Raw genomic sequence first — 19,298 nt, 5'->3', positions numbered from 1 at the left:
CGTCGGGTATTACAGCTCGCTAAGGCCGCATGGGTATAACGGTGGGTTACCCCCAAACGAATCGGAAAACCGATACTGGAAAAACTCTAACTCGGTGGCCAGTTTTTGTTGACCACTTCAGGAAGCAATACTTGCAATCAGTGAAAGCCTGTCAGAAGCAAATGATGAGATTTTCAATAAGGCTACAAATGAAAATATCAAAACAGTACTCAAACAGGCTTTGTCAATGATTACCTGACAAATCCGATATTTACATTAGTTGCGGGCGGAGGAGTTTCATCGTCAAAAAACTTTTCAGCCATTTCCCTGCATTCCGGTAGGTGTTTTTTTATTAGCGTGAGAAGGGTGTATGCGCTGTTATCACCTGCTTCTTTCGTTGCAAGAGCCAGCGCCAGATCGTAAGCAACAGAATCAACTGTTCGCCCATAAATGAATATCTTATCCGACATTTTAACTTCCTTTTTTGACTGTGGAATGACCAGTCTAAACATTTCCCATGACTGTGGAAAGCGGGGAAACCACGCGCCGGGCGTGGCTAAAAATCCCGGCAATCACATTAACAGGCTGCCTAACGGCGGCCTTTTTTATTGCCGGTGATAAGCCGATGGAGGGGTAATGTTGCAAGAAATTGAGATTCCAGAGTTTAACGATCCGGAGTGGCAAATAGAACAACTGCGGATTATATCCGGATGCATCGAACGCATTAAGGAGCTGAATATCGATGAGGCTGCCTATATCGAACTTCTTGTCATAGAGGCTCACATTGAGGCGCTTCGTGAATACTCAGGTTACTAGCCGCCACTGAGCGGCCTTTTTACTGGAGCCCACTATGAGCAACACAGACTGGATTATCTGCTGGATAGTCACTGCTGGTCTCATGGTGGCGGGTTATTTATCGAGGGTATGAGATGATTGAATTTAATGGTACAGAAGGCAAATGGACCGTTGTTGATGGTTCATTAGCTGGGAAGCAAGTGATTTCTGAAAGCGCGCCAAAAGTGAGGAGAAATATCGCCTCATGCGGCGGACCAAAGCGCGAGCAGAATGCCAACCTGATAGCGGCGGCACCTGAGCTTTTAGAGGCGCTGCAGGAGGTTGTAAAAGCAATGCGCCAGTACGAAATGGACGTAGGCGAAAGCGCGCCGTATAAGCATCGAATGATGATGGAAAAAGCAGAGTTGGCGCTATCTAAGGCATTGGGCCAGTAACCACTACAGGAGAAAGAGGATGAGTAAGTATTTTGCATACGACCCAGAATGCGGCTTTGAGCTCTTTGAAACTGCCGGAGAAGCTGAATCACACGCTCAAGATGCTATCGATCAGTTTCGAGAAGAGGCCGCTGAAGGCTGGCCTGAATCAGTTGAGGGAGTTTGCTGGGGCGAACTGAAACAGCATGCAGTTGAGAGAACTTTTAATGCTGGGGACGAGGAGGATATTGATAAAGTGTTCTCGGATTACAGCCTGGAAGATATCGAGTAACACCGCAGAGGCGATTCACTGAGTCGCTTCGACGCTGTTACGCACAGCAGGTTTGATAAATCCTTACAACCAGACAGTAGTACTCCCATGGGCGCCGCAATGGTGCCCTTCTTTTTGACACCAACCAAATTCACAGGAATCACCCATGCAAGCTTTCGCTCTCGCTGGGGCTACCCACATGGGTGGCTTCAGCTTTAACACGTCACAACTTGATCGCCTTGTCAGCCGCCTGCGCGCCGGGCTGCGCTCCGTCATCGATACCCTGAACCAAAGAGGCCAGCCATGAGAATCCGCTATTTCCAGAAAGCGCAGGAGCTTTCACGAGAGGCCCATCTGTTCGGCGACAGCGCGAAGTGGGCTATGGCAATGCTGCTGTTACGGAGGGCGCACCAGTGAAACTTTCATGGCGAGCCAAGCAGGAAGTCGAAGAGATCATGAAAAATATCTCTGAGAGCGATTTAGAGCGTATTGGCGATGAAGTCGACGCGATGATGGATCAGCACAAGATTAACCCGCTGATGACCGCGCTATGCGCGTTCCTGCCGAAGCATTTCGATTACCCCGCTGTCGAGCTGGTCGACGAAGACGACGAGCAGTACGAAGCCGCTGAAAACTTCCTGCGTGATGCGCTGGTGAAGGTGGCTAAGCGGGAAATGGCTATTTCCATCTGGAAAAACAAAAACAGCTATGACGAGGTAGCGTGATGACAACTGCATTAACAACAATGGCCGGCAAGCTGGCTGAACGCCTTGGAATGGACCCCGGCACTGACCTGATGAACACGCTGAAGAACACGGCGTTTAAAGGTGGCAACGTCACGGATGAGCAATTCACCGCCCTGCTCATTGTTGCTAACCAGTTCGGCCTCAACCCGTGGACGAAAGAGATTTACGCTTTCCCGGATAAAGGCGGAATCGTTCCGGTCGTTGGTGTTGATGGCTGGGCGCGCATCATCAATGAGCATCCTCAGTTTGATGGCATGGAGTTCATTTACGACAAGGAAGAAGGCGCCAGCACCTGCAAGATTTACCGCAAAGACCGCAATCACCCGACTGTTGTTACCGAGTACATGGCGGAGTGTAAGCGCAATACACAGCCGTGGCAGTCACACCCTACCCGCATGCTTCGCCACAAGTCGCTTATCCAGTGCGCGCGTATGGCTTTCGGTTTCGCCGGCATCTTCGACCAGGATGAAGCTGAGAGAATCATCGAAAGCACTCCTGCAGGCGTTACCGCGGGCAAGGAAAGCGACGGCCGCCGTCCAGCGCTGATTGCTAAGTGCGAAGAAGCGGCGAAAATCAGCCTCGAAATCTTCGCTGAGACATGGAAGAACCTCAGCCAGGAAGAACGCCAGATTATCGGCAATGCAGAGAAAGAGCGCATTAAAAACAGCATCGCTATAGACGCAGAATTCAGCGAGGTGCCGAATGGAACAGAGTGAGCTAAAAAGATTGATGGTTTATAGCCCTAAGTCTGGCGTTTTTACATGGGTAAACCCACCAAAAAAACATGAAGAGTTACTGGGTAAGCCAGCAGGATATTTATTAAACAGCAAAAAACCTTACTGGATAATCCAAATTAATGGGAAGAAATACAAGAGGTCTCGCTTGGCGTTCTTGTTCATGACCGGCCGATTTCCTGTAGGAGTCATTGACCATATAAGTGGTAATTCTACCGACGACCGCTGGATAAATCTCAGGGACGTTTCCGTCACCGTCAACGCGCAAAATAGAAAAATAGGTTATGCAGGACGTGTCCTGCCAATGGGCGTTAAGGCATCTAGTAGCGGTCGATTCATTGCCCGAATAGGCGTTAATGGTAAATCAATTTCCCTCGGGACATTCGATACCGTTGATGAAGCTGAGCGCGCCTATTTACTAGGCAAGGAGAAGTATCATGCAGCAGCGATCAGATGAGTGGTTTGCCGCGCGCTGCGGAAAGGTAACGGCCAGCAGGCTTGCGGACATCATGGCGAAAACCAAGTCAGGATACGCAGCAAGCCGCCAAAACTATATGGCGGAGCTTATCTGCCAGCGGCTTACCGGAAGGATTCAGGAGACATTCAGCAATGCTGCAATGCAGCGCGGCACGGAGCTGGAGCCTGTCGCGCGAGAAATGTATGTGCTGAACCAGTTCGACGCTCACGTTACCGAGACAGGATTTATCGACCACCCGACACTGAAGGGATTCGGCGCCAGCCCTGATGGGCTAGTCAATGATGACGGGCTGCTGGAAATTAAATGCCCGAATACCTGGACGCATCTTGAAACCCTGAAGACCGGGCAGCCGGCAAGAAAATATCTCCTGCAGATGCACGCTCAGATGATGTGTACCGGGCGCAACTGGTGCGACTTCGTCAGTTATGACGACAGGCTGCCGCCTGAGCTGGCGTACTTTGAAACCCGCGTGACGCTAGACAGCCAGCTTGTTGAGGAAATTACAACAGAAGTGCAGAAGTTCATCGGCGAGCTTGAAAAGGAAGTGGAGGCAATACTTAACCGCGGCAAGGAGGCTGCATGATAAAAACTCCCGACTATAAACGCCGGGGCAACCAAATCAGCCTCGGCCGCCGATGGACTTACACAGAACTCGGCATCCTCAAAGAACTCGCAGCAACTACCCCGCCCAAATTAATCGCCAGAAAACTCAATCGCTCATACGAATCTGTTCGCCGCATGGCGTATCAGTGTCGCGTGTCGTTCCGTGAAGAGCGCAAAAAGGCTGGCTAACTATTTCGCCGCTCAGCGGCACAGGAGATGACAGATGAAAATCACCGAAAACGAAATGCGCGGATTGCTGACCGGTAAGTGCGTACCCGGCGACATGAAGGTCAACGAAGAATTGCCTGCTTACCTGGTGCGTAAGTTCGCCGCCCTACAGCAAAAGCTGGATGCTGCCGAGAAGAAAGTAGAGAAGTTTGCCGTGCAGTGTGCAGCTGCAAAGATTGCTGCAGCTTACGCTAAAGAGGGTCGGCACGATTACTCACTTAACACACCTGACATTGATACCTACCTAAATTCTGTTCGGGCGGAGGGAATTCAGATTGCGATTGATACACTGAAGGCGCTGGATGCCAGCCCTTACGCAATTCACTCTCTTGAGTGCAAATTGCATGAACTTCGCGCCGGGGAGACCAAATGATTCAACTTACCGAAGAGAAGAGAAAGGCGCTGATAGAGCACTGCAAGATGAACATCCTTCAGGCAAATGGAATTCTACCCACGCTTGAGGGCGTCGCGCCTGACTCGGAGGTGGCGCGTAAGGTGCGTAAAGAGCTGGAGCTGCAAGAAATCGCCCTGGCAGCGCTGACGGCTCAGCCGATTGCCATACGCTACCGCTGGGCTCCGCCGCACATGAGAATGCCAGATGGGAGCCCGTTTTACGGGGATTGGAAATTAGTTGCTGATGCTGAGACCGCTAACCCCAGGCATGATTATGAGCGGGTAAACCTTTACGCTACACCGCCAGCTTGTGCTCCGTTATCTGCAAGTTTGTCAGCATTAAGACTATTGATAGAAAGTGAAATTGCTGATTTTTGCGCAGGCATAGGCTCACCTGGAGAGCCTGAAACGCCAGAGAGTATGCAGGCGGATTTGATGGCTAGAATTGCAGCGGTTTTCCGCGACCCGATTCCAGCGGAGTTAGCTGCCTACAGCATTAATAGATATCAGGTGGAGGAGTAATCATGGCTAAGTCTTTTGCAGAGGCGTTAGCAGACCTGCGCGCCGCAGTGGCATTCAACAGAAAAGTGATTGCAGATAATCCGCCCATAGAAACAGGGGCGTGGAATGATGCGTTTCAGTGGGTAATGAATGCAGCCCATCACCTGGCTGAAGCCGAAGGCCCAGCGGTTCCTGATGATAACTTGTTAGCGCAGTTTAATCGGCACCGCCTGCTAGAGATAATCGTAACCGGCCCTGACGCGTCAGGAGCAGAGCAAAATTCCCTTGCCCGCATTGCCTTAACTTTTTACCCCCAATCACCTGATAAACCACAATGAGCACGCTCGACTGCGTAGCCTTGGTAGTCGGCACAATCATCGCAATAGTCCTCCTATCGCATCTTGGCCTGACATCATAACCACCTCTGATATACTGTCCGCATATACAGTTAATGGTTTGGTATATGCGCAAATTTGTTAGCGCCGGCGCAGCGTTCTACATGCTCGATAAGGGTGAGAAGCTCACTAAGCACGAGCTTTACCACATATATCATCCGGTGCGTTTCGTCATCTGGCCGCGCCGCAATAAGTGGGACGTGCTCGAGCGGGTCGGGAACGAGTGGGTGCGGTTAACCGACCGGCTATTCGACACGGAAAACGAGGCATTCGTGTTCGCGTATGAGAAGTTCTGCGATGACCAGGACAGAGCGCGCATGAAATAGCGGTATACTCATCGGAGGAGGAAATCTCATGTCACACAATATCGCAGCACGCAGCAGAGAAGAACGCGACAGGATTAACGTGGATTTAGCCGCGTCAGGAGTCGCATACAAGGAGCGCATGAATCAGCCTGTCATCCCGCATGAAGTGGAGATGCAGCAGCCTGAAGCGATGAGGGAGTATTTCAGGGAGAGGCTGCAGCATTACAGGAATGCTTCGCTGCAGTTCCCGCGCGGCACTGACCCGGTTTATCAGAAGGAGGATAAGGTTTGAGCTGGCACCATGGAGATTACATTAACCTGATCTCTGCCTTAGGCGCGTTTGCCTCAGCGGCTATAGCCCTTAAGGCGACATTGAGCGCCTTAAAATACCAAAAAGTTGCTCGAGAAAACGACTTAAAGAAAGCAGAAGCTGAAAAAAAGGCTGCTCTTTTTCTAAGGGTAGAATCTGTAGTTATGAAATTAGCTGACAGAGCAAACAGATGTATTGGGGAAGACTCATCCGTTAAAAAATCAATACCAGCGTTACAGGAGTTTTCGCATGCAATTGAAACGGCCTGTCAAATCATTCGTATGTCCGGTTTGAGTGAGGATGAGAAGAAAACAATACGATTTGCATTTGACCATATTTTAAGGCCGGGACTTAAATATGAGCTTATCCATCTTGGGGCATTTTATATGCTCAAAGGTGACAAGGTTGAAGGGCTAGAGAAAAGTTACCGCCTTGCTATAAACAATTTGCTTTTAGTGCAAAGCCGACTATTCCCGAGTCAGTTGTAACCATCGAAGCCGCCCACTGAGGCGGTTTTTTTACGCCAATATTCAGGAGTAACCACTATGCACGCAGATGAAATCGACAACGCAGCAGAACTGGAAGCGTTCAACCTGCAGCTGGCTTTAGCCAACCGTCCGCACCCGACCATGCGCTTCACCGGTGAGTGCCATTACTGTGAGGAGAAAGTATCGACCGGGTTCTTTTGCTGCAGCGAATGCAGAGAAGACTTTGAGCGTGTGAAGCGCGCCAAACAGCACCGCAAAGTGGCATGAGTCCGGCGCAGGAGAATGCGCTAAGGGCCGTAGCGCGTAAGTGCAGGAGCGAAATCATCAGCGCCATAGATGGCACGCCCAAATCAGAGCACGACCGCATCATCACCTCACTACTCGATAAACACGCCAAATCAATCACCGCCCTGCCGCCGAATACGTTTCCAGCAAAGCGCTGGCTGGCGTTCTATGTGCGTCAGGTGGATAAGGAGTTAAGACAATGAGCAAAATATATGCTAACTGGAGCATAAGTCTTGATACCGAATGCCCCAAGTGCGAAGAGTATTTCGATTTAATTGAGCAGGATGATGATTTCTGGATAGATGGCGGCAGGGCTGGAGTTTGCGAGCACGATACGCCTCGAACCACTGATGTTGAAGTAGAGTGCCCTTCCTGCGAACACAAATTTAAAGTCGATTTCTGCTACTAACCCCACCCACCCTATTCACTATCGCGCTCTGCGTGAGGAGTTGTTATGCCCCAAAGCGTAATAAATGTGGCTGACTTGGACTTCTTCGAGCTGAAGCTACTGAATGACAAGGAGGCGGATTTCTATACCAGGAATGGGTTGGCCTTCTTCTACATAGGCGGGCAGAAATATAACTGCGGAGAATCCAATCCAAACAATCAGGGGTTAAAAGACGGCATCACAGCTTCCGGACCCATCATCTTCTGGCAGCGTGATGAATATTGGGTTCTGTCATTTCTTGACCGACAAAAGAAAATGAGGCCGGTAGTCATGAGAGCAGGAAACGTCTTGCACGAGCTTGAGAAATGAACACCCTACCAGATATATCCCCCGGCGAGTTCACTCTGTGGCTCACCGTTTTTATTTGTATTGCGCTGGGCTGCTACTGGCCGAATAAGGAGTAGATATGGAAAGTTACGCCCTTTCTATGGATGAGGCGTGCGCGTTTCTCGGGATTTCCCGCCCGACCTGTAACAAGTGGATCAAGACCGGAAGACTGGCAGCCACGCGCAAAGACCCATCAAAACCGAAGTCACCCTACCTTCTCACCCGTCAGGCCTGTATTGCCGCTCTCAACAATCCAATGCACACTGTCGCCGTGAGCGCGGCAGACGCACATGAGGAGAAATCACCATGTCGATCTTTCGCAGAGGTGAAATTTGGTACGCCAGTTTCACAACGGCGGGCGGAAAAAGAGTTAAGCAGTCTCTTGGCACGTCCGACAGGCAGCAAGCGCAGGAGCTCCACGACAAGCTAAAAGCAGAGTCATGGCGCGTCGTCAAAATGGGCGAGCCCGTCTCGATGAGTTTTGAGGAAGCCTGCGTGCGCTGGATAAACGAAAAGTCAGACAAGAAAACGCTGGATGACGACAAAAATCGCATCTCTTTCTGGCTTCCGTTTATGGCAGGAAAGCAGCTCAGGGATATTACTGAGAGAGAAATATATGCGGCGGTGGCAAGGATAGAAAACCGCAGCCATTACCACCGATGGAAGAAGCAGGCTGTTGCATATGAGAAGAGAGGAAAGATACCCCCAGAGTACAAGCCCAAGCTCGCCTCTCAGGGTACAAAGATAAAACATCTGTCTTTCCTCAGGGCGCTACTCAGGGCAGCTGAAAGGGAGTGGAAGGTGCTTGAAAGAGCTCCGGCAATCCGCGTTCCAGTAGCAAAGGAGCGCCGCATCCGGTGGCTGAAACCGGAAGAGGCTCAGCGACTGATAAGGGAATGCTCGGAGCCGCTGAAGTCTACCGTGGAGTTTGCGCTTTGCACGGGGCTGAGACGCTCGAACATCACAAACCTGAAGTGGGAGCAGATAGACCTGCAAAAGCGTATGGCGTGGATTTATGCGGATGAAAGTAAATCAGGCAGGGCAATTGGCGTTGCCCTGAATGATACGGCCTGCGCTGTGTTGAGAAAGAACATTGGCAGGCACGATGAGTACGTATTCGTCTACGTTGAGAAAGTGAAACACGATAACGGCAGAACGTCAAAGCAGACTCGTCCAGTGAGCAGCAATGCTAACACGGGATGGCGGGCCGCTCTGAAGAGAGCCGGGATCGAAGACTTCAGATTTCATGACCTTCGGCACACGTGGGCCTCATGGCTGATTATGGCTGGCGTCCCCATCTCTGTTTTGCAGGAAATGGGCGGCTGGCAAAACATCAACATGGTCAGGCGATACGCGCACTTTTCATCTGGCCATTTGTCGATGCACGCGAAGCGGATTGATGATATTTTTTCGCAAAATGTCCCAAATATGTCCCACGTCGATTTCAAGAATGGGACCAACAACGATTAAGGTGTTGTAATGTCAAAGGAAATTATCAGAGTAGAACCAGTAGAACACCGCATGTCTGAAGCCGTGATCCATAACCAGACGGTTTATTACACCAGCGTGCCGGAAAATCTCGACGCCGACGCCGAGGCGCAGACCGCCAACGCGCTGGCGGTCATTGACGCCCTGCTGACGCGCGTCGGCTCGGACAAAAGCAAGATCCTCGACGCCACCATCTTTCTGGTGGACAAGGCCGATTTCGCGGCGATGAACCGCGCCTGGGACGCCTGGGTCTCGCCCGACAACGCGCCGGTGCGCTGCACCGTTCAGGCCGGGCTGATGAACCCGAAGTATAAAGTGGAGATTAAAATCATCGCGGCGCTGTAAGCAACAGGCCGCGCCGGGCGTTACTCATCTTCCTCGTCATCTTCGAAGCGCGCCCGGATCTGCTCGCCCGTGTGGGTCTGGCGGATCTCCTGCGCGACCTGAGTGATCGCCTCTCCGCTGGACATGCCGCCAGCCATCAGCTCCTGAATACGCTCCACCGCCTGCTGCTGCTGCTCATGGGACAGTGCCGGTAAACCCTTAAACATTTTTCACTCCTGGTTGCGAGGCGGGCACCGTTCCATGGGGAACAAACAGGTGCCAGCCGGGAAAAAATATGTCAGGCTAACGCCCTCATTGATGTCTGATTTTTGCCGAATAATGGTCTCAACGCTCAGTCTACACTATACGCAGGATGCGCTCAGCGCGCATTTCGCCAGGCTTTCCCATCTTCCCTGGGCGATGCTGCTCACCTCCGGCCATGCCGATCATGCGGATAACCGCTTCGATATGCTGACCGCCGATCCGCGCGCCACCCTGACGACCCACGGCGACCTCACCACAATTGATGTGGAGGGCGCCGTTAGCCACTCAACTGAGGATCCGCTGCAGCTGGTGCGACGGCAGTGCGAGGCGCTGAGCCTCTTGCCCGAGCGCCGCGATGATCTGCCGTTTCAGGGCGGCGCGCTCGGCCTGTTCGGCTACGATCTCGGGCGCCGCTTCGAGCATCTGCCGCAGCAGGCGGCGGACGATCTGATCACGCCCGATATGGCGATCGGCATTTACGACTGGGCGCTGATCGCCGACCACCATCTGCAGCGCCTGACGCTGGTGTCGCTGGGGGACGCGCAGGCGCGGCTGCGCTGGCTGCTGCAGTGGCCGCCGCGCGAGGCGGTGCCCTTCTCGCTGACCAGCGGCTGGCAATCCAACCTGAGCTACCGCGACTACGCCGAGCGCTTCCACGCGGTGCAGGCCTATATCCAGGCAGGCGACTGTTATCAGGTCAACCTGGCGCAGCGCTTTCAGGCGCACTATCAGGGCGATGAGTGGCAGGCGTTTTGCCGCCTGAACGCCGCCAACCGCGCCCCCTTCAGCGCGTTTTTACGCCTGCCCGACAGCGCGATTCTCAGCCTGTCGCCGGAGCGCTTTTTATCGCTGAAGGGCGAGGAGATCGAAACCCGGCCGATAAAGGGCACGCGACCGCGCGCGGCCGATCCCGAACTTGACCGCCGTGAAGCGCTGGCGCTGGCGCAGTCGGAAAAGGATCGCGCCGAGAATCTGATGATCGTCGATCTGCTGCGTAACGATATCGGCCGCGTCGCCGTGCCCGGCTCCGTCAGCGTGCCGGCGCTGTTCGAGGTAGAGCCTTTTCCGGCGGTGCACCACCTGGTCAGCACCATCCGTGCGCGCCTGCCCGCCTCGCTGCACGCCAGCGATCTGCTGCGCGCCTGTTTCCCCGGCGGATCGATTACCGGCGCGCCGAAAATCCGCGCGATGGAGATTATCGACGAGCTGGAGCCGCATCGCCGCAACGCCTGGTGCGGCAGCATCGGCTACCTCAGCCTCTGTGGGCGCATGGATACCAGCATTACTATCCGCACGCTGATCGCCGAGCGGCAGCAGCTGTTCTGCGCGGCGGGCGGCGGCGTGGTCGCCGACAGCGAACTGGACGCCGAATATCAGGAAACGCTACACAAGGTCAGCCGCATTTTGCCTGCGTTAACCGGAGAGGACGAATGAAGCCGCTTACGCTCGACGCCTTTGTTACCCGCTTTATTCTGCAGCAGCCGGAGAAGCCGCGGCAGCGTCCCGCCGGTCGCCAGGCTGCGGTGCTGGTGCCGATCGTGGCGCGCGACGCGCCGGGCCTGCTGCTGACGCGCCGTTCGCGCGAGCTGCGCAAGCACGCCGGTCAGGTCGCCTTTCCCGGCGGCATGCAGGACGACGACGACGCCTCGCTGGTGGCGACCGCGCTGCGCGAAGCGCAGGAAGAGGTGGGCATCGATCCTGCCGAGGTCAGGGTGATCGGCCAGCTCGCCCCCGTGACCAGCAGCACCGGCTTTCGCGTGACGCCGGTGGTTGGCATTATCTCGCCGCAGATCGCGCTGCATATCAATCCCGACGAGGTGGAGAGCGCCTTCGAGATGCCGCTGGAAGAGGCGCTGCGGCTTAACCGCTACGCTTCGCTGGAGGTGCATCGCGCCGGCCTGCGCCATCCGGTCTGGCTCTCGGTCTATCAGGAGTATCTGGTGTGGGGCATGACGGCCGGCATTATCCGTTCCCTTAGCCAGCAGATTGCGTTCTGACGCCCGTTCCGCTCTCGTTTGTCCTGCTATAACAACGGTTTGCGATCTGCCGCACAGCATAACTATTTCTCGCCTGAACGATTAGTTTATTTCATGCGAAAAGGCGTTCGTTTCCCCGGGTCGACGATTACTATTAGCGCCATAAACTGCCCCGGCAGAGATAAAAAATTATTTGTGAGGAGTGTCGCCTGTGATTAGCGTTTTTGACATGTTCAAAGTGGGCATTGGCCCGTCGAGTTCCCATACCGTGGGGCCGATGAAAGCAGGCAAGGAGTTTGTCGACCTGCTGGTTGAACAGGGAAAACTTCAGGAGGTGACGCGCATCGCCGTGGATGTCTACGGCTCGCTCTCGCTGACCGGCAAAGGGCACCATACCGATATCGCCATTATTATGGGGCTGGCGGGCGCCTCCCCGGCCACGGTGGATATCGACAGCATCCCCGCTTTTATTAAGGATGTGGAGCAGCGCGAACGGCTGCTGCTGGCCAACGGCGCGCATGAGGTGGACTTCCCGCGCGAAGGCGGCATGGTGTTCCGCAGCGAGAATCTGTCGCTGCATGAAAACGGCATGCGTCTGCTCGCCTTTGCCGGCGATCTGCTGATCTTAAGCAAAACCTACTATTCGGTCGGCGGCGGCTTTATCGTCGACGAAGAGCATTTTGGCCAGTCGGCGCTGGACGAAGTCAGCGTGCCCTGGCCTTTTCACTCGGCGAAAGCGCTGCTGGCGCACTGTCGTGAAACCGGCCTGTCGCTCTCAGGTCTGGTCATGAAGAACGAGCTGGCGCTGCACTCGCGCGAGGAGATCCGCGACTACTTTACCGACGTCTGGCAGACCATGCAGGCCTGTATCGATCGCGGGCTGAATACCGAAGGCGTGCTGCCGGGTCCGCTGCGCGTGCCGCGCCGCGCCGCCTCGCTGCGCCGTCTGCTGACCTCGTCATCCAAACACTCTAACGATCCGATGAACGTGATCGACTGGATCAATATGTTCGCGCTGGCGGTTAACGAAGAGAACGCCGCCGGCGGCCGTGTGGTTACCGCGCCGACCAACGGTGCCTGCGGTATCGTGCCGGCGGTGCTCGCCTATTACGATCACTTTATCGAAACCGTGACGCCCGATATCTTTACCCGCTATTTCCTTGCGTCGGGCGCCATCGGCATTCTGTATAAGATGAACGCCTCTATTTCCGGCGCGGAGGTGGGCTGTCAGGGCGAAGTGGGCGTCGCCTGTTCAATGGCGGCCGCTGGACTGACCGAACTGCTGGGCGGCAGCCCGGAACAGGTTTGCGTCGCGGCGGAGATCGGCATGGAGCATAACCTCGGCCTGACCTGCGATCCGGTGGCCGGCCAGGTGCAGGTGCCCTGCATCGAGCGCAACGCCATCGCCTCGGTGAAGGCGATTAACGCCGCCCGTATGGCGCTGCGCCGCACCAGCGAGCCGCGCGTCTCGCTCGATAAGGTTATCGAGACCATGTATGAAACCGGCAAAGATATGAACGCTAAATACCGCGAAACCTCGCGCGGCGGCCTGGCGATCAAAGTTCAGTGCGACTAATGTTCCGGCACCGGTTATTTTTCGCGCGGTCATTATGAATTGCGCTTTTGACCCTACCTCATCGCTTCGATTAACGATAGAGTAATGTTTCGCGCGACCTTTTCAGGTCGCGCGGTTATTTCAGTACCGCTTTTTTTATCAAGCATGGCTAAACCTTAGATACGCTTTGCCGATAATATCCCCGTTATCCTGCTTTAATTTCGTGTGTGGAAGGTGGTTACTGATGCTTTTGGCCCAGCAATTTGTTGGACAATTTCGCCGTAAGCGACTCTTTATTGCGTTGGTGATCGCCGCTGTGGTTCTGATATTGACGCTGGCTTTTCGCTTTTTCGAAGAGAAATCGCGTATTGAGCAGCAGTCGCTTAATTTCGCCGATAACGCCATTCAGCGCTTCGACCGCATGTTTTCGCCGCTCGACGTCTCCGCAAACAATACGCTGGGACTGGTCGGCGTGCCCTGCCAGGAGGTGCGCTTCCCGCTGATTGAGAAAATATCCGCTCTGCAAACGGTACGCGCGATATTGCTGGTAGAAAACGATACCATCTACTGCTCCAGCATCTACGGGCCGCGCGCCATTCCCTTTAGCCAGACCTATCCCCAGCTGGCGATTAATAATCAGCGCATGATGCTGACGACCGACAACTACCTGCTCAAGGGCTCGCCAATCCTGCTGCTGTGGACCCCTAAGTCCCTCGACAACCGCTCCGGTATTTTGCAGGCGATCAATATCGAGCTGATGAGCACCTATCTGCTGGAGCCGCAGCTGCCCTGGGTAGAGCGCGCGATCTTCAGCGTCGGCGGCGAGAGCCTGGAGTACGGCAATCCGCTGATTGAGCCGGCGATGCCGTCAGAGGATGAGGTCAGCTACGAGCAGGGCTCCTTGCGCTATCCTTTCGCCATTACGCTCTATGGCCCTTCGCCGGCACGACTGGCGATGATGTCGCTGCCGTCGCAGCTGCCGCTGGCGCTGATGCTGAGCCTGCTGATCGGCTATATCGTCTGGCTGGCGACGGCGAATCGTATGAGCCTGAGCTGGCAGATTAGCTACGGCATCACCGCCAATGAATTTATGGTTTACTGCCAGCCGCTGATTAACGCCAGGAGCGGCGAGTGCGATGGCATCGAGCTGCTGCTGCGCTGGCACAACGCGCGCCAGGGCTGGATCCCGCCGGACGTGTTTATTCCGCTGGCCGAGCGGCAGAATCTTATCGCGCCGCTCACGCGCTTCGTGATCGATAAAGCGGTGGCGCAGCTGCCGAACCTGCCGCGCTGCCCGTCGTTTCATATCGCCATTAACGTGGCCGCCAGCCACTTCCGCGATCGCGCCATCGTCGACGATCTGCAGCAGCTCTGGTGGCCGGCAAATCCGCTGCCGAAGCTGGTGGTAGAGCTGACGGAGCGCGATGCCCTGCCGGTGGTGGATCAGAAGGTGATTTCGCAGCTGCACAGCATCGGCGTGCGTCTCGCTATCGATGACTTCGGCACCGGGCACAGCTCGCTCTCCTATTTGAAAGATTTGCAGCCGGACGTGCTGAAGATTGACAAGATTTTCACCGCGGCGATCGGCACCGACGCCATTAACGCCACGGTGACCGATATGGTGATTTCGCTGGCGCAGCGATTAAATATCAGCCTGGTGGCCGAGGGAGTTGAAACCGCCGAGCAGGCCGCCTATCTGCGCGAGCGCGGCGTCGATCTGCTGCAGGGCTATTACTACGCGCGGCCGATGCCGATTGAGGATTTTCCCGCCTGGCTGACGCAGCATCAGGCGCAGCTGACGCCCTGACCTTCAGGTTTTAACAGACGGCGCACAGGCATTACGACCCGCAAGGTCGGGTCCAGAGAGCAAAGCGTCCCGCGACGGGGACAAAAACGCCGGGAGTGTTTTTGTCCATCGCTGCGCGATGGCCCGGCGACGGGCGCACTTCAGGAATAAGATACCTATTCCCGCAGGCCAGGCGCATATGGATGGCCTGAGCGACTGGGCGATCGTACGCTGACTCACGCCTCAGCGCATAACAGCAAAACGGCGCTTTCGCGCCGTTTTCTCATTACTGCTCTTCTTCATCATCCTCGTGCGGCTTGTCTTTCGTCACCCGCACCAGATCGACGCGATAGTCGGTCGCCTGCAGAATAGTAAAGTGCAGCGGCGGCAAATCGATCACCTCGCCCGGCAGCGGCAGCTGGCCTTTCTGACCAATCAGCAGACCCGCCAGCGAGGCGTGATCTTCATCCGGGTTAACCAGGTCGTTAACGTCGAACAGCTGCTGAAGCGAATGCAGGTCAGTGCCGCCCTTAACGATCCAGCCGTCGCCGTCGACGATAATATCTGGCGTCTCATCCTCGTCCGGGAACTCACCGGCGATCGCTTCCAGCACGTCCAGCGGGGTAATCAGCCCCTGCACCACGCCGAACTCGTTGGTGACGATAACGAAGCTGCCTTTGGCGCGGCGCAGCACGCCCAGTAAATTAATGGGATCCAGCGTTTCCGGCACCACGATAGCGGGCGATGCGGCGGCAAAGGTCGCCACGTCCATACCGTGCTCAATCGCCACCAGCAGCTCTTTGGCGCGCACCACGCCGATAATCTCATCCAGCTCGCCGCGGCACACCGGAAACAAACTGTGCGGCGTGTCGAGCAGCTGAATACGGATCTCGTCCAGCGGACGCTCGGCGTCAACCCAGGAGATTTCACCGCGCGGCGTCATAATGCTGCGGATAGAGCGCGACGCCAGCGTCAGCACGCCGTTGATCATATAGCGCTCTTCATCCTTAAAGGCTTCCTGCGGCATCGCCTGGATCAGAGGCGACTCTTCGTTAACCGCAGGCTGCGCCGGGCGCTGACGACCGCCCATCAGGCGCAAAATCGCCTCGGCGGTGCGCTCGCGCATTGGGCGATGCGCCTGATGACGCATAAAGTTGCGGCGCGCGATCTGGTTAAACAGCTCGATAAGAATCGAGAAGCCAATCGCCGCATAGAGGTAGCCTTTCGGGATATGGAAGCCGAAGCCTTCCGCCACCAGCGACAGGCCGATCATCAGCAGGAAGCTCAGGCAGAGCACCACCACGGTAGGATGCGCGTTAACGAAGTTGGTCAACGGCTTCGAGGCGAGCAGCATCACGCCCATGGCGATTACCACCGCCGTCATCATAATCGGCAGATGGTTTACCATGCCGACCGCCGTAATCACCGCATCCAGCGAGAAGACCGCGTCCAGCACCACAATCTGCGTGACCACCGCCCAGAAGCTGGCGTAGCTGCGGTTCCCCTGATGCTCAAGCTGACGGTTCTCCAGCCGCTCATGCAGCTCCATCGTCGCCTTGAACAGCAGAAACACCCCGCCCACCAGCAAAATCAAATCACGCCCTGCGAAGCTAAACTCCCCTACGCTAAATAACGGACGCGTCAGCGTCACCATCCAGGAGATCAGCGACAGCAGGCCCAGACGCATCACCAGCGCCAGCGATAAACCGATCAGGCGCGCTTTATCGCGCTGCTTCGGCGGCAGCTTGTCGGCAAGAATGGCGATAAACACCAGGTTATCGATGCCAAGCACGATTTCCAGTACGACAAGCGTGAGCAAACCGGCCCAGATTGAGGGGTCGAAGAGAAATTCCATCATTGACTCCTGAACGAGAGACAGACTGAACGATATCGTGCCAGCGTCGTCTGGTGACGTGACAGAAAGGCAATCGGGTGAAGTGCAGATACGCCGTCAGGCGTGAAAAATGGCGCGGATGCGCGCATCAAAGTGGTTAAGCGACGTCGGTGACGATCCATAAAGGTGGGCTGAAACCCGTTACTCCTGAGTAATAAACAGATCGTTAATGTAACAGGCCAGACATTTACGTCAAAAAATTTTCTTTCATTTACAAATGATTCAGCCGCAGCGGTGCATTAAACCGCGTTTAAGGCGCGTTCAGCCGTCCGATTATGGACAACCGTCACATAAAATATTTTTTCGCGCACTAAAATAAATCGCGACTCACCGATTTATGAAAGACGCCCGGAGAATGATTCATTAATTCAGTTATTTTGACTACGTGTGTTAGCTGACAACCGTAGCGATAACTCATAACGCTTCATCAACGCCAGACGAATTTATTTAGCGAACGGAGGTAGCAAGTGACCATTGCGATAGTAATTGGTACACACGGCTGGGCAGCCGAACAACTGCTGAAAACGGCAGAAATGCTGTTGGGCGAGCAGGAGAATGTCGGATGGATTGACTTTGTGCCCGGCGAGAATGCAGAAACGCTTATTGAAAAATATCAGGCGCAGCTGGCAAAGCTGGACACGTCAAAAGGGGCGCTGTTTTTAGTTGATACCTGGGGCGGAAGCCCGTTTAACGCCGCCAGCCGCGTGGTGCTCGATAAAGAAAATTACGATGTGATCGCCGGGGTCAATATTCCGATGCTGGTCGAAACCTTAATGGCGCGCGACGACGACCCTGGCTTTGCCGAACTGGTCGCCATCGCGGTGGAGACCGGCCGCGAAGGCGTTAAGGCGCAGAAAACCGAGCTTCCCGCGCCCTCTGCACCTGCCGCTGCCCCTGCCCCTGCCGCCAAAGCGCCGCCAGCACCGGCGCAGCCGCTGGCGCCGGGTGAGCATATGAAAATCGGCCTTGCGCGCATCGACGACCGCCTGATTCACGGTCAGGTGGCGACGCGCTGGACCAAAGAGACCAACGTCTCGCGCATTATTGTGGTCAGCGACGAGGTGGCAAAAGATCACGTCCGCAAAACCCTGCTGACGCAGGTAGCACCGCCCGGCGTAACCGCACACGTGGTGGACGTCGATAAGATGGTGCGCGTCTGGAATAACCCGAAATATGGCCGCGATCGCGTGATGCTGCTGTTCACCAATCCCACCGACGTGCTGCGCGTGGTCGAGCAAGGGGTAGAGATTAAATCGGTCAATATCGGCGGCATGGCGTTTCGCCAGGGCAAAACCCAGGTTAACAACGCCGTCTCGGTCGATGAAAAAGATATCGCCGCGTTCCGCAAGCTTAATGAACGCAATATTGAGCTGGAAGTGCGTAAGGTCTCCAGCGATCAAAAACTGAAAATGATGGACCTGATTGCGAAGGTCAATGCGTAAAACGGTGCCAGCTGCGCCTGCGGGCCAGTTAACGCTATCCTGCTGAGGAGAAGGGATATGATGGAAATAACCTCGCTACAAATCATCCTGATATTTATCGTGGCCTGTATTGCGGGTATGGGCTCGATTCTGGATGAGTTTCAGTTTCACCGACCGCTGGTGGCCTGTACCCTGATCGGGGCGGTGCTCGGCGATATGAAAACCGGCATTATTATCGGCGGTACGCTGGAGATGATCGCCCTCGGCTGGATGAACATCGGCGCCGCCGTGGCGCCTGATGCGGCTCTCGCCTCAATCATCTCCACTATTCTGGTTATTGCCGGCGGTCAGAGCGTCGGCGCGGGTATTGCTTTGGCGATCCCGCTGGCGGCTGCGGGCCAGGTGCTGACGATTATCGTGCGCACCATCACCGTCGCTTTCCAGCACGCGGCCGATAAGGCCGCAGAGAAAGGTAACCTGACGGCGATATCCTGGATCCACGTCTCGGCGCTGGTGTTGCAGGCGATGCGTATCGCCATTCCGGCGCTGATTGTGGCGATTTCAGTCGGCACCAGCGCGGTTCACTCCCTGCTCAGCTCTATCCCTGAAGTGGTCACCAGCGGCCTGAACATTGCGGGCGGCATGATTGTGGTGGTCGGTTACGCGATGGTCATCAATATGATGCGCGCAGGCTATCTGATGCCGTTTTTCTATCTTGGCTTCGTCACCGCGGCCTTCACCAGCTTTAACCTGGTAGCGCTGGGCGTCATCGGCGTGGTGATGGCGGTGCTCTATATCCAGCTGGCGCCGAAATATAACCGCGTGGCGGGCGCGCCTGCGGCAGCTCCTGCAAATAACGATCTCGATAACGAACTTGACTAAGGAACAGGT

At 55.2% G+C, this 19,298-nt stretch carries 31 protein-coding genes; 28 read left to right on the top strand and 3 right to left on the bottom strand.

From position 1 onward, the window contains the following. Positions 1-230: 230 nt before the first annotated feature. A complete protein-coding gene (locus MHZ97_RS14330) occupies positions 231-449 on the bottom strand; it encodes a hypothetical protein (protein WP_239314967.1) in 219 nt (72 codons plus the stop codon). A gap of 166 nt (positions 450-615) precedes the next feature. Between MHZ97_RS14330 and MHZ97_RS14325 the strand changes: the two genes are divergently transcribed. From MHZ97_RS14325 to MHZ97_RS14220, 22 genes are all read left to right on the top strand, one after another. Beyond that, the gene (locus MHZ97_RS14325) at positions 616-795 is read left to right on the top strand and encodes a hypothetical protein (RefSeq protein ID WP_239314966.1); all 180 of its coding nucleotides are present in this window, start codon (positions 616-618) and stop codon (positions 793-795) included. Between the two features lie 113 nt (positions 796-908). Further along, positions 909-1,208 (top strand): hypothetical protein, encoded by a 300-nt coding sequence (locus tag MHZ97_RS14320; protein WP_239314965.1) that lies wholly within the window; start codon positions 909-911, stop codon positions 1,206-1,208. Positions 1,209-1,227: 19 nt separating this feature from the next. Further along, positions 1,228-1,479 carry a hypothetical protein gene (locus MHZ97_RS14315; RefSeq protein WP_033748127.1) on the top strand — a complete coding sequence of 84 codons (252 nt, stop codon included), beginning with the start codon at positions 1,228-1,230 and terminating at the stop codon, positions 1,477-1,479. 145 nt (positions 1,480-1,624) lie between these two features. Further along, positions 1,625-1,765, top strand: a complete 141-nt coding sequence (locus tag MHZ97_RS14310; RefSeq protein ID WP_309242192.1) for a protease FtsH-inhibitory lysogeny factor CIII — start codon at positions 1,625-1,627, stop codon at positions 1,763-1,765. A gap of 148 nt (positions 1,766-1,913) precedes the next feature. Beyond that, positions 1,914-2,183 carry a hypothetical protein gene (locus MHZ97_RS14305; protein ID WP_239314964.1) on the top strand — a complete coding sequence of 90 codons (270 nt, stop codon included), beginning with the start codon at positions 1,914-1,916 and terminating at the stop codon, positions 2,181-2,183. Then, the gene (gene bet / locus MHZ97_RS14300; RefSeq protein ID WP_239314963.1) at positions 2,183-2,920 is read left to right on the top strand and encodes a phage recombination protein Bet; all 738 of its coding nucleotides are present in this window, start codon (positions 2,183-2,185) and stop codon (positions 2,918-2,920) included. The genes MHZ97_RS14305 and bet overlap by 1 nt, the downstream gene beginning before the upstream one ends. Further along, complete coding sequence (locus MHZ97_RS14295) at positions 2,907-3,395, top strand: HNH endonuclease (RefSeq protein WP_239314962.1); 489 nt, start codon at positions 2,907-2,909, stop codon at positions 3,393-3,395. Before bet ends, MHZ97_RS14295 begins: the two co-directional genes overlap by 14 nt. Further along, complete coding sequence (locus MHZ97_RS14290) at positions 3,376-3,999, top strand: lambda exonuclease family protein (protein ID WP_239314961.1); 624 nt, start codon at positions 3,376-3,378, stop codon at positions 3,997-3,999. The genes MHZ97_RS14295 and MHZ97_RS14290 overlap by 20 nt, the downstream gene beginning before the upstream one ends. Then, positions 3,996-4,208, top strand: a complete 213-nt coding sequence (locus MHZ97_RS14285) for a hypothetical protein (protein ID WP_239314960.1) — start codon at positions 3,996-3,998, stop codon at positions 4,206-4,208. The genes MHZ97_RS14290 and MHZ97_RS14285 overlap by 4 nt, the downstream gene beginning before the upstream one ends. A 34-nt stretch (positions 4,209-4,242) precedes the next feature. Next, entirely contained in the window at positions 4,243-4,620 is a 378-nt protein-coding gene (locus tag MHZ97_RS14280) for a hypothetical protein (RefSeq protein ID WP_239314959.1), read from the top strand. Beyond that, the gene (locus MHZ97_RS22470; RefSeq protein WP_239314958.1) at positions 4,617-5,162 is read left to right on the top strand and encodes a hypothetical protein; all 546 of its coding nucleotides are present in this window, start codon (positions 4,617-4,619) and stop codon (positions 5,160-5,162) included. Before MHZ97_RS14280 ends, MHZ97_RS22470 begins: the two co-directional genes overlap by 4 nt. A gap of 2 nt (positions 5,163-5,164) precedes the next feature. Beyond that, positions 5,165-5,479: a hypothetical protein gene (locus MHZ97_RS14270; RefSeq protein ID WP_239314957.1), complete on the top strand. Its 315-nt coding sequence runs from the start codon at positions 5,165-5,167 to the stop codon at positions 5,477-5,479. Positions 5,480-5,604: 125 nt separating this feature from the next. After that, positions 5,605-5,862: a hypothetical protein gene (locus MHZ97_RS14265; RefSeq protein WP_239314956.1), complete on the top strand. Its 258-nt coding sequence runs from the start codon at positions 5,605-5,607 to the stop codon at positions 5,860-5,862. Positions 5,863-5,890: 28 nt separating this feature from the next. Beyond that, positions 5,891-6,133: a DNA polymerase III subunit theta gene (locus MHZ97_RS14260; protein WP_239314955.1), complete on the top strand. Its 243-nt coding sequence runs from the start codon at positions 5,891-5,893 to the stop codon at positions 6,131-6,133. Continuing rightward, on the top strand, positions 6,130-6,639 hold the full coding sequence (locus tag MHZ97_RS14255) for a hypothetical protein (RefSeq protein ID WP_239314954.1): 510 nt from the start codon (positions 6,130-6,132) through the stop codon (positions 6,637-6,639). Before MHZ97_RS14260 ends, MHZ97_RS14255 begins: the two co-directional genes overlap by 4 nt. A gap of 57 nt (positions 6,640-6,696) precedes the next feature. Beyond that, positions 6,697-6,906, top strand: coding sequence for a hypothetical protein (locus MHZ97_RS14250; protein ID WP_239314953.1), 210 nt, complete (start codon positions 6,697-6,699; stop codon positions 6,904-6,906). Beyond that, positions 6,903-7,127: a hypothetical protein gene (locus MHZ97_RS14245; protein ID WP_239314952.1), complete on the top strand. Its 225-nt coding sequence runs from the start codon at positions 6,903-6,905 to the stop codon at positions 7,125-7,127. The genes MHZ97_RS14250 and MHZ97_RS14245 overlap by 4 nt, the downstream gene beginning before the upstream one ends. Beyond that, positions 7,124-7,333, top strand: coding sequence for a hypothetical protein (locus MHZ97_RS14240; RefSeq protein WP_239314951.1), 210 nt, complete (start codon positions 7,124-7,126; stop codon positions 7,331-7,333). The genes MHZ97_RS14245 and MHZ97_RS14240 overlap by 4 nt, the downstream gene beginning before the upstream one ends. A gap of 45 nt (positions 7,334-7,378) precedes the next feature. Beyond that, on the top strand, positions 7,379-7,681 hold the full coding sequence (locus MHZ97_RS14235; RefSeq protein WP_239314950.1) for a hypothetical protein: 303 nt from the start codon (positions 7,379-7,381) through the stop codon (positions 7,679-7,681). Positions 7,682-7,778: 97 nt separating this feature from the next. Further along, on the top strand, positions 7,779-8,129 hold the full coding sequence (locus tag MHZ97_RS22355) for a helix-turn-helix domain-containing protein (RefSeq protein ID WP_239314949.1): 351 nt from the start codon (positions 7,779-7,781) through the stop codon (positions 8,127-8,129). Continuing rightward, positions 8,012-9,169, top strand: a complete 1,158-nt coding sequence (locus tag MHZ97_RS14225; protein ID WP_239314972.1) for a site-specific integrase — start codon at positions 8,012-8,014, stop codon at positions 9,167-9,169. The genes MHZ97_RS22355 and MHZ97_RS14225 overlap by 118 nt, the downstream gene beginning before the upstream one ends. A gap of 9 nt (positions 9,170-9,178) precedes the next feature. Beyond that, complete coding sequence (locus MHZ97_RS14220) at positions 9,179-9,532, top strand: RidA family protein (protein WP_239314948.1); 354 nt, start codon at positions 9,179-9,181, stop codon at positions 9,530-9,532. 20 nt (positions 9,533-9,552) lie between these two features. Here MHZ97_RS14220 and MHZ97_RS14215 read toward each other — a convergent pair whose 3' ends face one another. After that, the gene (locus MHZ97_RS14215; protein WP_103796035.1) at positions 9,553-9,738 is read right to left on the bottom strand and encodes a YoaH family protein; all 186 of its coding nucleotides are present in this window, start codon (positions 9,736-9,738) and stop codon (positions 9,553-9,555) included. A gap of 109 nt (positions 9,739-9,847) precedes the next feature. Between MHZ97_RS14215 and pabB the strand changes: the two genes are divergently transcribed. The 4 genes from pabB to MHZ97_RS14195 all read left to right on the top strand — a co-directional run bounded on the left by pabB (position 9,848) and on the right by MHZ97_RS14195 (position 15,113). Next, complete coding sequence (gene pabB, locus MHZ97_RS14210) at positions 9,848-11,209, top strand: aminodeoxychorismate synthase component 1 (protein ID WP_239314971.1); 1,362 nt, start codon at positions 9,848-9,850, stop codon at positions 11,207-11,209. Next, positions 11,206-11,772 carry a CoA pyrophosphatase gene (locus MHZ97_RS14205; RefSeq protein WP_239314947.1) on the top strand — a complete coding sequence of 189 codons (567 nt, stop codon included), beginning with the start codon at positions 11,206-11,208 and terminating at the stop codon, positions 11,770-11,772. Before pabB ends, MHZ97_RS14205 begins: the two co-directional genes overlap by 4 nt. Before the next feature lie 190 nt (positions 11,773-11,962). Next, the gene (locus MHZ97_RS14200) at positions 11,963-13,327 is read left to right on the top strand and encodes an L-serine ammonia-lyase (RefSeq protein WP_103796037.1); all 1,365 of its coding nucleotides are present in this window, start codon (positions 11,963-11,965) and stop codon (positions 13,325-13,327) included. Positions 13,328-13,550: 223 nt separating this feature from the next. Further along, positions 13,551-15,113 carry an EAL domain-containing protein gene (locus tag MHZ97_RS14195; RefSeq protein ID WP_103796038.1) on the top strand — a complete coding sequence of 521 codons (1,563 nt, stop codon included), beginning with the start codon at positions 13,551-13,553 and terminating at the stop codon, positions 15,111-15,113. Between the two features lie 265 nt (positions 15,114-15,378). On the opposite strand, the gene MHZ97_RS14190 is transcribed toward MHZ97_RS14195, so the two are convergent. Beyond that, positions 15,379-16,947, bottom strand: a complete 1,569-nt coding sequence (locus tag MHZ97_RS14190; RefSeq protein ID WP_239314946.1) for a TerC family protein — start codon at positions 16,945-16,947, stop codon at positions 15,379-15,381. 506 nt (positions 16,948-17,453) lie between these two features. Here MHZ97_RS14190 and manX point away from each other — a divergent pair. Further along, positions 17,454-18,428 (top strand): PTS mannose transporter subunit IIAB, encoded by a 975-nt coding sequence (gene manX, locus MHZ97_RS14185; RefSeq protein ID WP_103796040.1) that lies wholly within the window; start codon positions 17,454-17,456, stop codon positions 18,426-18,428. Between the two features lie 60 nt (positions 18,429-18,488). After that, positions 18,489-19,289, top strand: coding sequence for a PTS mannose/fructose/sorbose transporter subunit IIC (locus MHZ97_RS14180; RefSeq protein WP_103796189.1), 801 nt, complete (start codon positions 18,489-18,491; stop codon positions 19,287-19,289). Positions 19,290-19,298: the final 9 nt, after the last annotated feature.

Source organism: Pantoea sp. ACRSC, assembly GCF_022346785.1.
Classification (GTDB): domain Bacteria; phylum Pseudomonadota; class Gammaproteobacteria; order Enterobacterales; family Enterobacteriaceae; genus Pantoea; species Pantoea alvi.
The sequence above is the reverse complement of the archived record's forward strand: the minus strand, read 5'-3'. Positions and strand labels throughout refer to the sequence as shown.

Excerpts from the sequence above, each read along its gene's own strand:
- MHZ97_RS14305 (WP_239314964.1), top strand. The coding sequence starts at position 1,914 with ATGAAAAATATCTCTGAGAGCGATTTAGAGCGTATTGGCGATGAAGTC.
- MHZ97_RS14235 (WP_239314950.1), top strand. The coding sequence starts at position 7,379 with ATGCCCCAAAGCGTAATAAATGTGGCTGACTTGGACTTCTTCGAGCTG.
- MHZ97_RS14250 (WP_239314953.1), top strand. The coding sequence starts at position 6,697 with ATGCACGCAGATGAAATCGACAACGCAGCAGAACTGGAAGCGTTCAAC.
- MHZ97_RS14220 (WP_239314948.1), top strand. The coding sequence starts at position 9,179 with ATGTCAAAGGAAATTATCAGAGTAGAACCAGTAGAACACCGCATGTCT.
- MHZ97_RS14330 (WP_239314967.1), bottom strand. The coding sequence starts at position 449 with ATGTCGGATAAGATATTCATTTATGGGCGAACAGTTGATTCTGTTGCT.
- MHZ97_RS14280 (WP_239314959.1), top strand. The coding sequence starts at position 4,243 with ATGAAAATCACCGAAAACGAAATGCGCGGATTGCTGACCGGTAAGTGC.
- MHZ97_RS14205 (WP_239314947.1), top strand. The coding sequence starts at position 11,206 with ATGAAGCCGCTTACGCTCGACGCCTTTGTTACCCGCTTTATTCTGCAG.
- MHZ97_RS14215 (WP_103796035.1), bottom strand. The coding sequence starts at position 9,738 with ATGTTTAAGGGTTTACCGGCACTGTCCCATGAGCAGCAGCAGCAGGCG.
- MHZ97_RS14265 (WP_239314956.1), top strand. The coding sequence starts at position 5,605 with ATGCGCAAATTTGTTAGCGCCGGCGCAGCGTTCTACATGCTCGATAAG.
- MHZ97_RS14260 (WP_239314955.1), top strand. The coding sequence starts at position 5,891 with ATGTCACACAATATCGCAGCACGCAGCAGAGAAGAACGCGACAGGATT.
- MHZ97_RS14325 (WP_239314966.1), top strand. The coding sequence starts at position 616 with ATGTTGCAAGAAATTGAGATTCCAGAGTTTAACGATCCGGAGTGGCAA.
- MHZ97_RS14180 (WP_103796189.1), top strand. The coding sequence starts at position 18,489 with ATGGAAATAACCTCGCTACAAATCATCCTGATATTTATCGTGGCCTGT.
- MHZ97_RS14245 (WP_239314952.1), top strand. The coding sequence starts at position 6,903 with ATGAGTCCGGCGCAGGAGAATGCGCTAAGGGCCGTAGCGCGTAAGTGC.
- MHZ97_RS14270 (WP_239314957.1), top strand. The coding sequence starts at position 5,165 with ATGGCTAAGTCTTTTGCAGAGGCGTTAGCAGACCTGCGCGCCGCAGTG.
- MHZ97_RS14195 (WP_103796038.1), top strand. The coding sequence starts at position 13,551 with ATGCTTTTGGCCCAGCAATTTGTTGGACAATTTCGCCGTAAGCGACTC.
- MHZ97_RS14310 (WP_309242192.1), top strand. The coding sequence starts at position 1,625 with ATGCAAGCTTTCGCTCTCGCTGGGGCTACCCACATGGGTGGCTTCAGC.
- MHZ97_RS14295 (WP_239314962.1), top strand. The coding sequence starts at position 2,907 with ATGGAACAGAGTGAGCTAAAAAGATTGATGGTTTATAGCCCTAAGTCT.
- MHZ97_RS22355 (WP_239314949.1), top strand. The coding sequence starts at position 7,779 with ATGGAAAGTTACGCCCTTTCTATGGATGAGGCGTGCGCGTTTCTCGGG.
- MHZ97_RS14240 (WP_239314951.1), top strand. The coding sequence starts at position 7,124 with ATGAGCAAAATATATGCTAACTGGAGCATAAGTCTTGATACCGAATGC.
- MHZ97_RS14320 (WP_239314965.1), top strand. The coding sequence starts at position 909 with ATGATTGAATTTAATGGTACAGAAGGCAAATGGACCGTTGTTGATGGT.
- MHZ97_RS14290 (WP_239314961.1), top strand. The coding sequence starts at position 3,376 with ATGCAGCAGCGATCAGATGAGTGGTTTGCCGCGCGCTGCGGAAAGGTA.
- MHZ97_RS14315 (WP_033748127.1), top strand. The coding sequence starts at position 1,228 with ATGAGTAAGTATTTTGCATACGACCCAGAATGCGGCTTTGAGCTCTTT.
- MHZ97_RS22470 (WP_239314958.1), top strand. The coding sequence starts at position 4,617 with ATGATTCAACTTACCGAAGAGAAGAGAAAGGCGCTGATAGAGCACTGC.
- MHZ97_RS14190 (WP_239314946.1), bottom strand. The coding sequence starts at position 16,947 with ATGGAATTTCTCTTCGACCCCTCAATCTGGGCCGGTTTGCTCACGCTT.
- bet (WP_239314963.1), top strand. The coding sequence starts at position 2,183 with ATGACAACTGCATTAACAACAATGGCCGGCAAGCTGGCTGAACGCCTT.
- MHZ97_RS14285 (WP_239314960.1), top strand. The coding sequence starts at position 3,996 with ATGATAAAAACTCCCGACTATAAACGCCGGGGCAACCAAATCAGCCTC.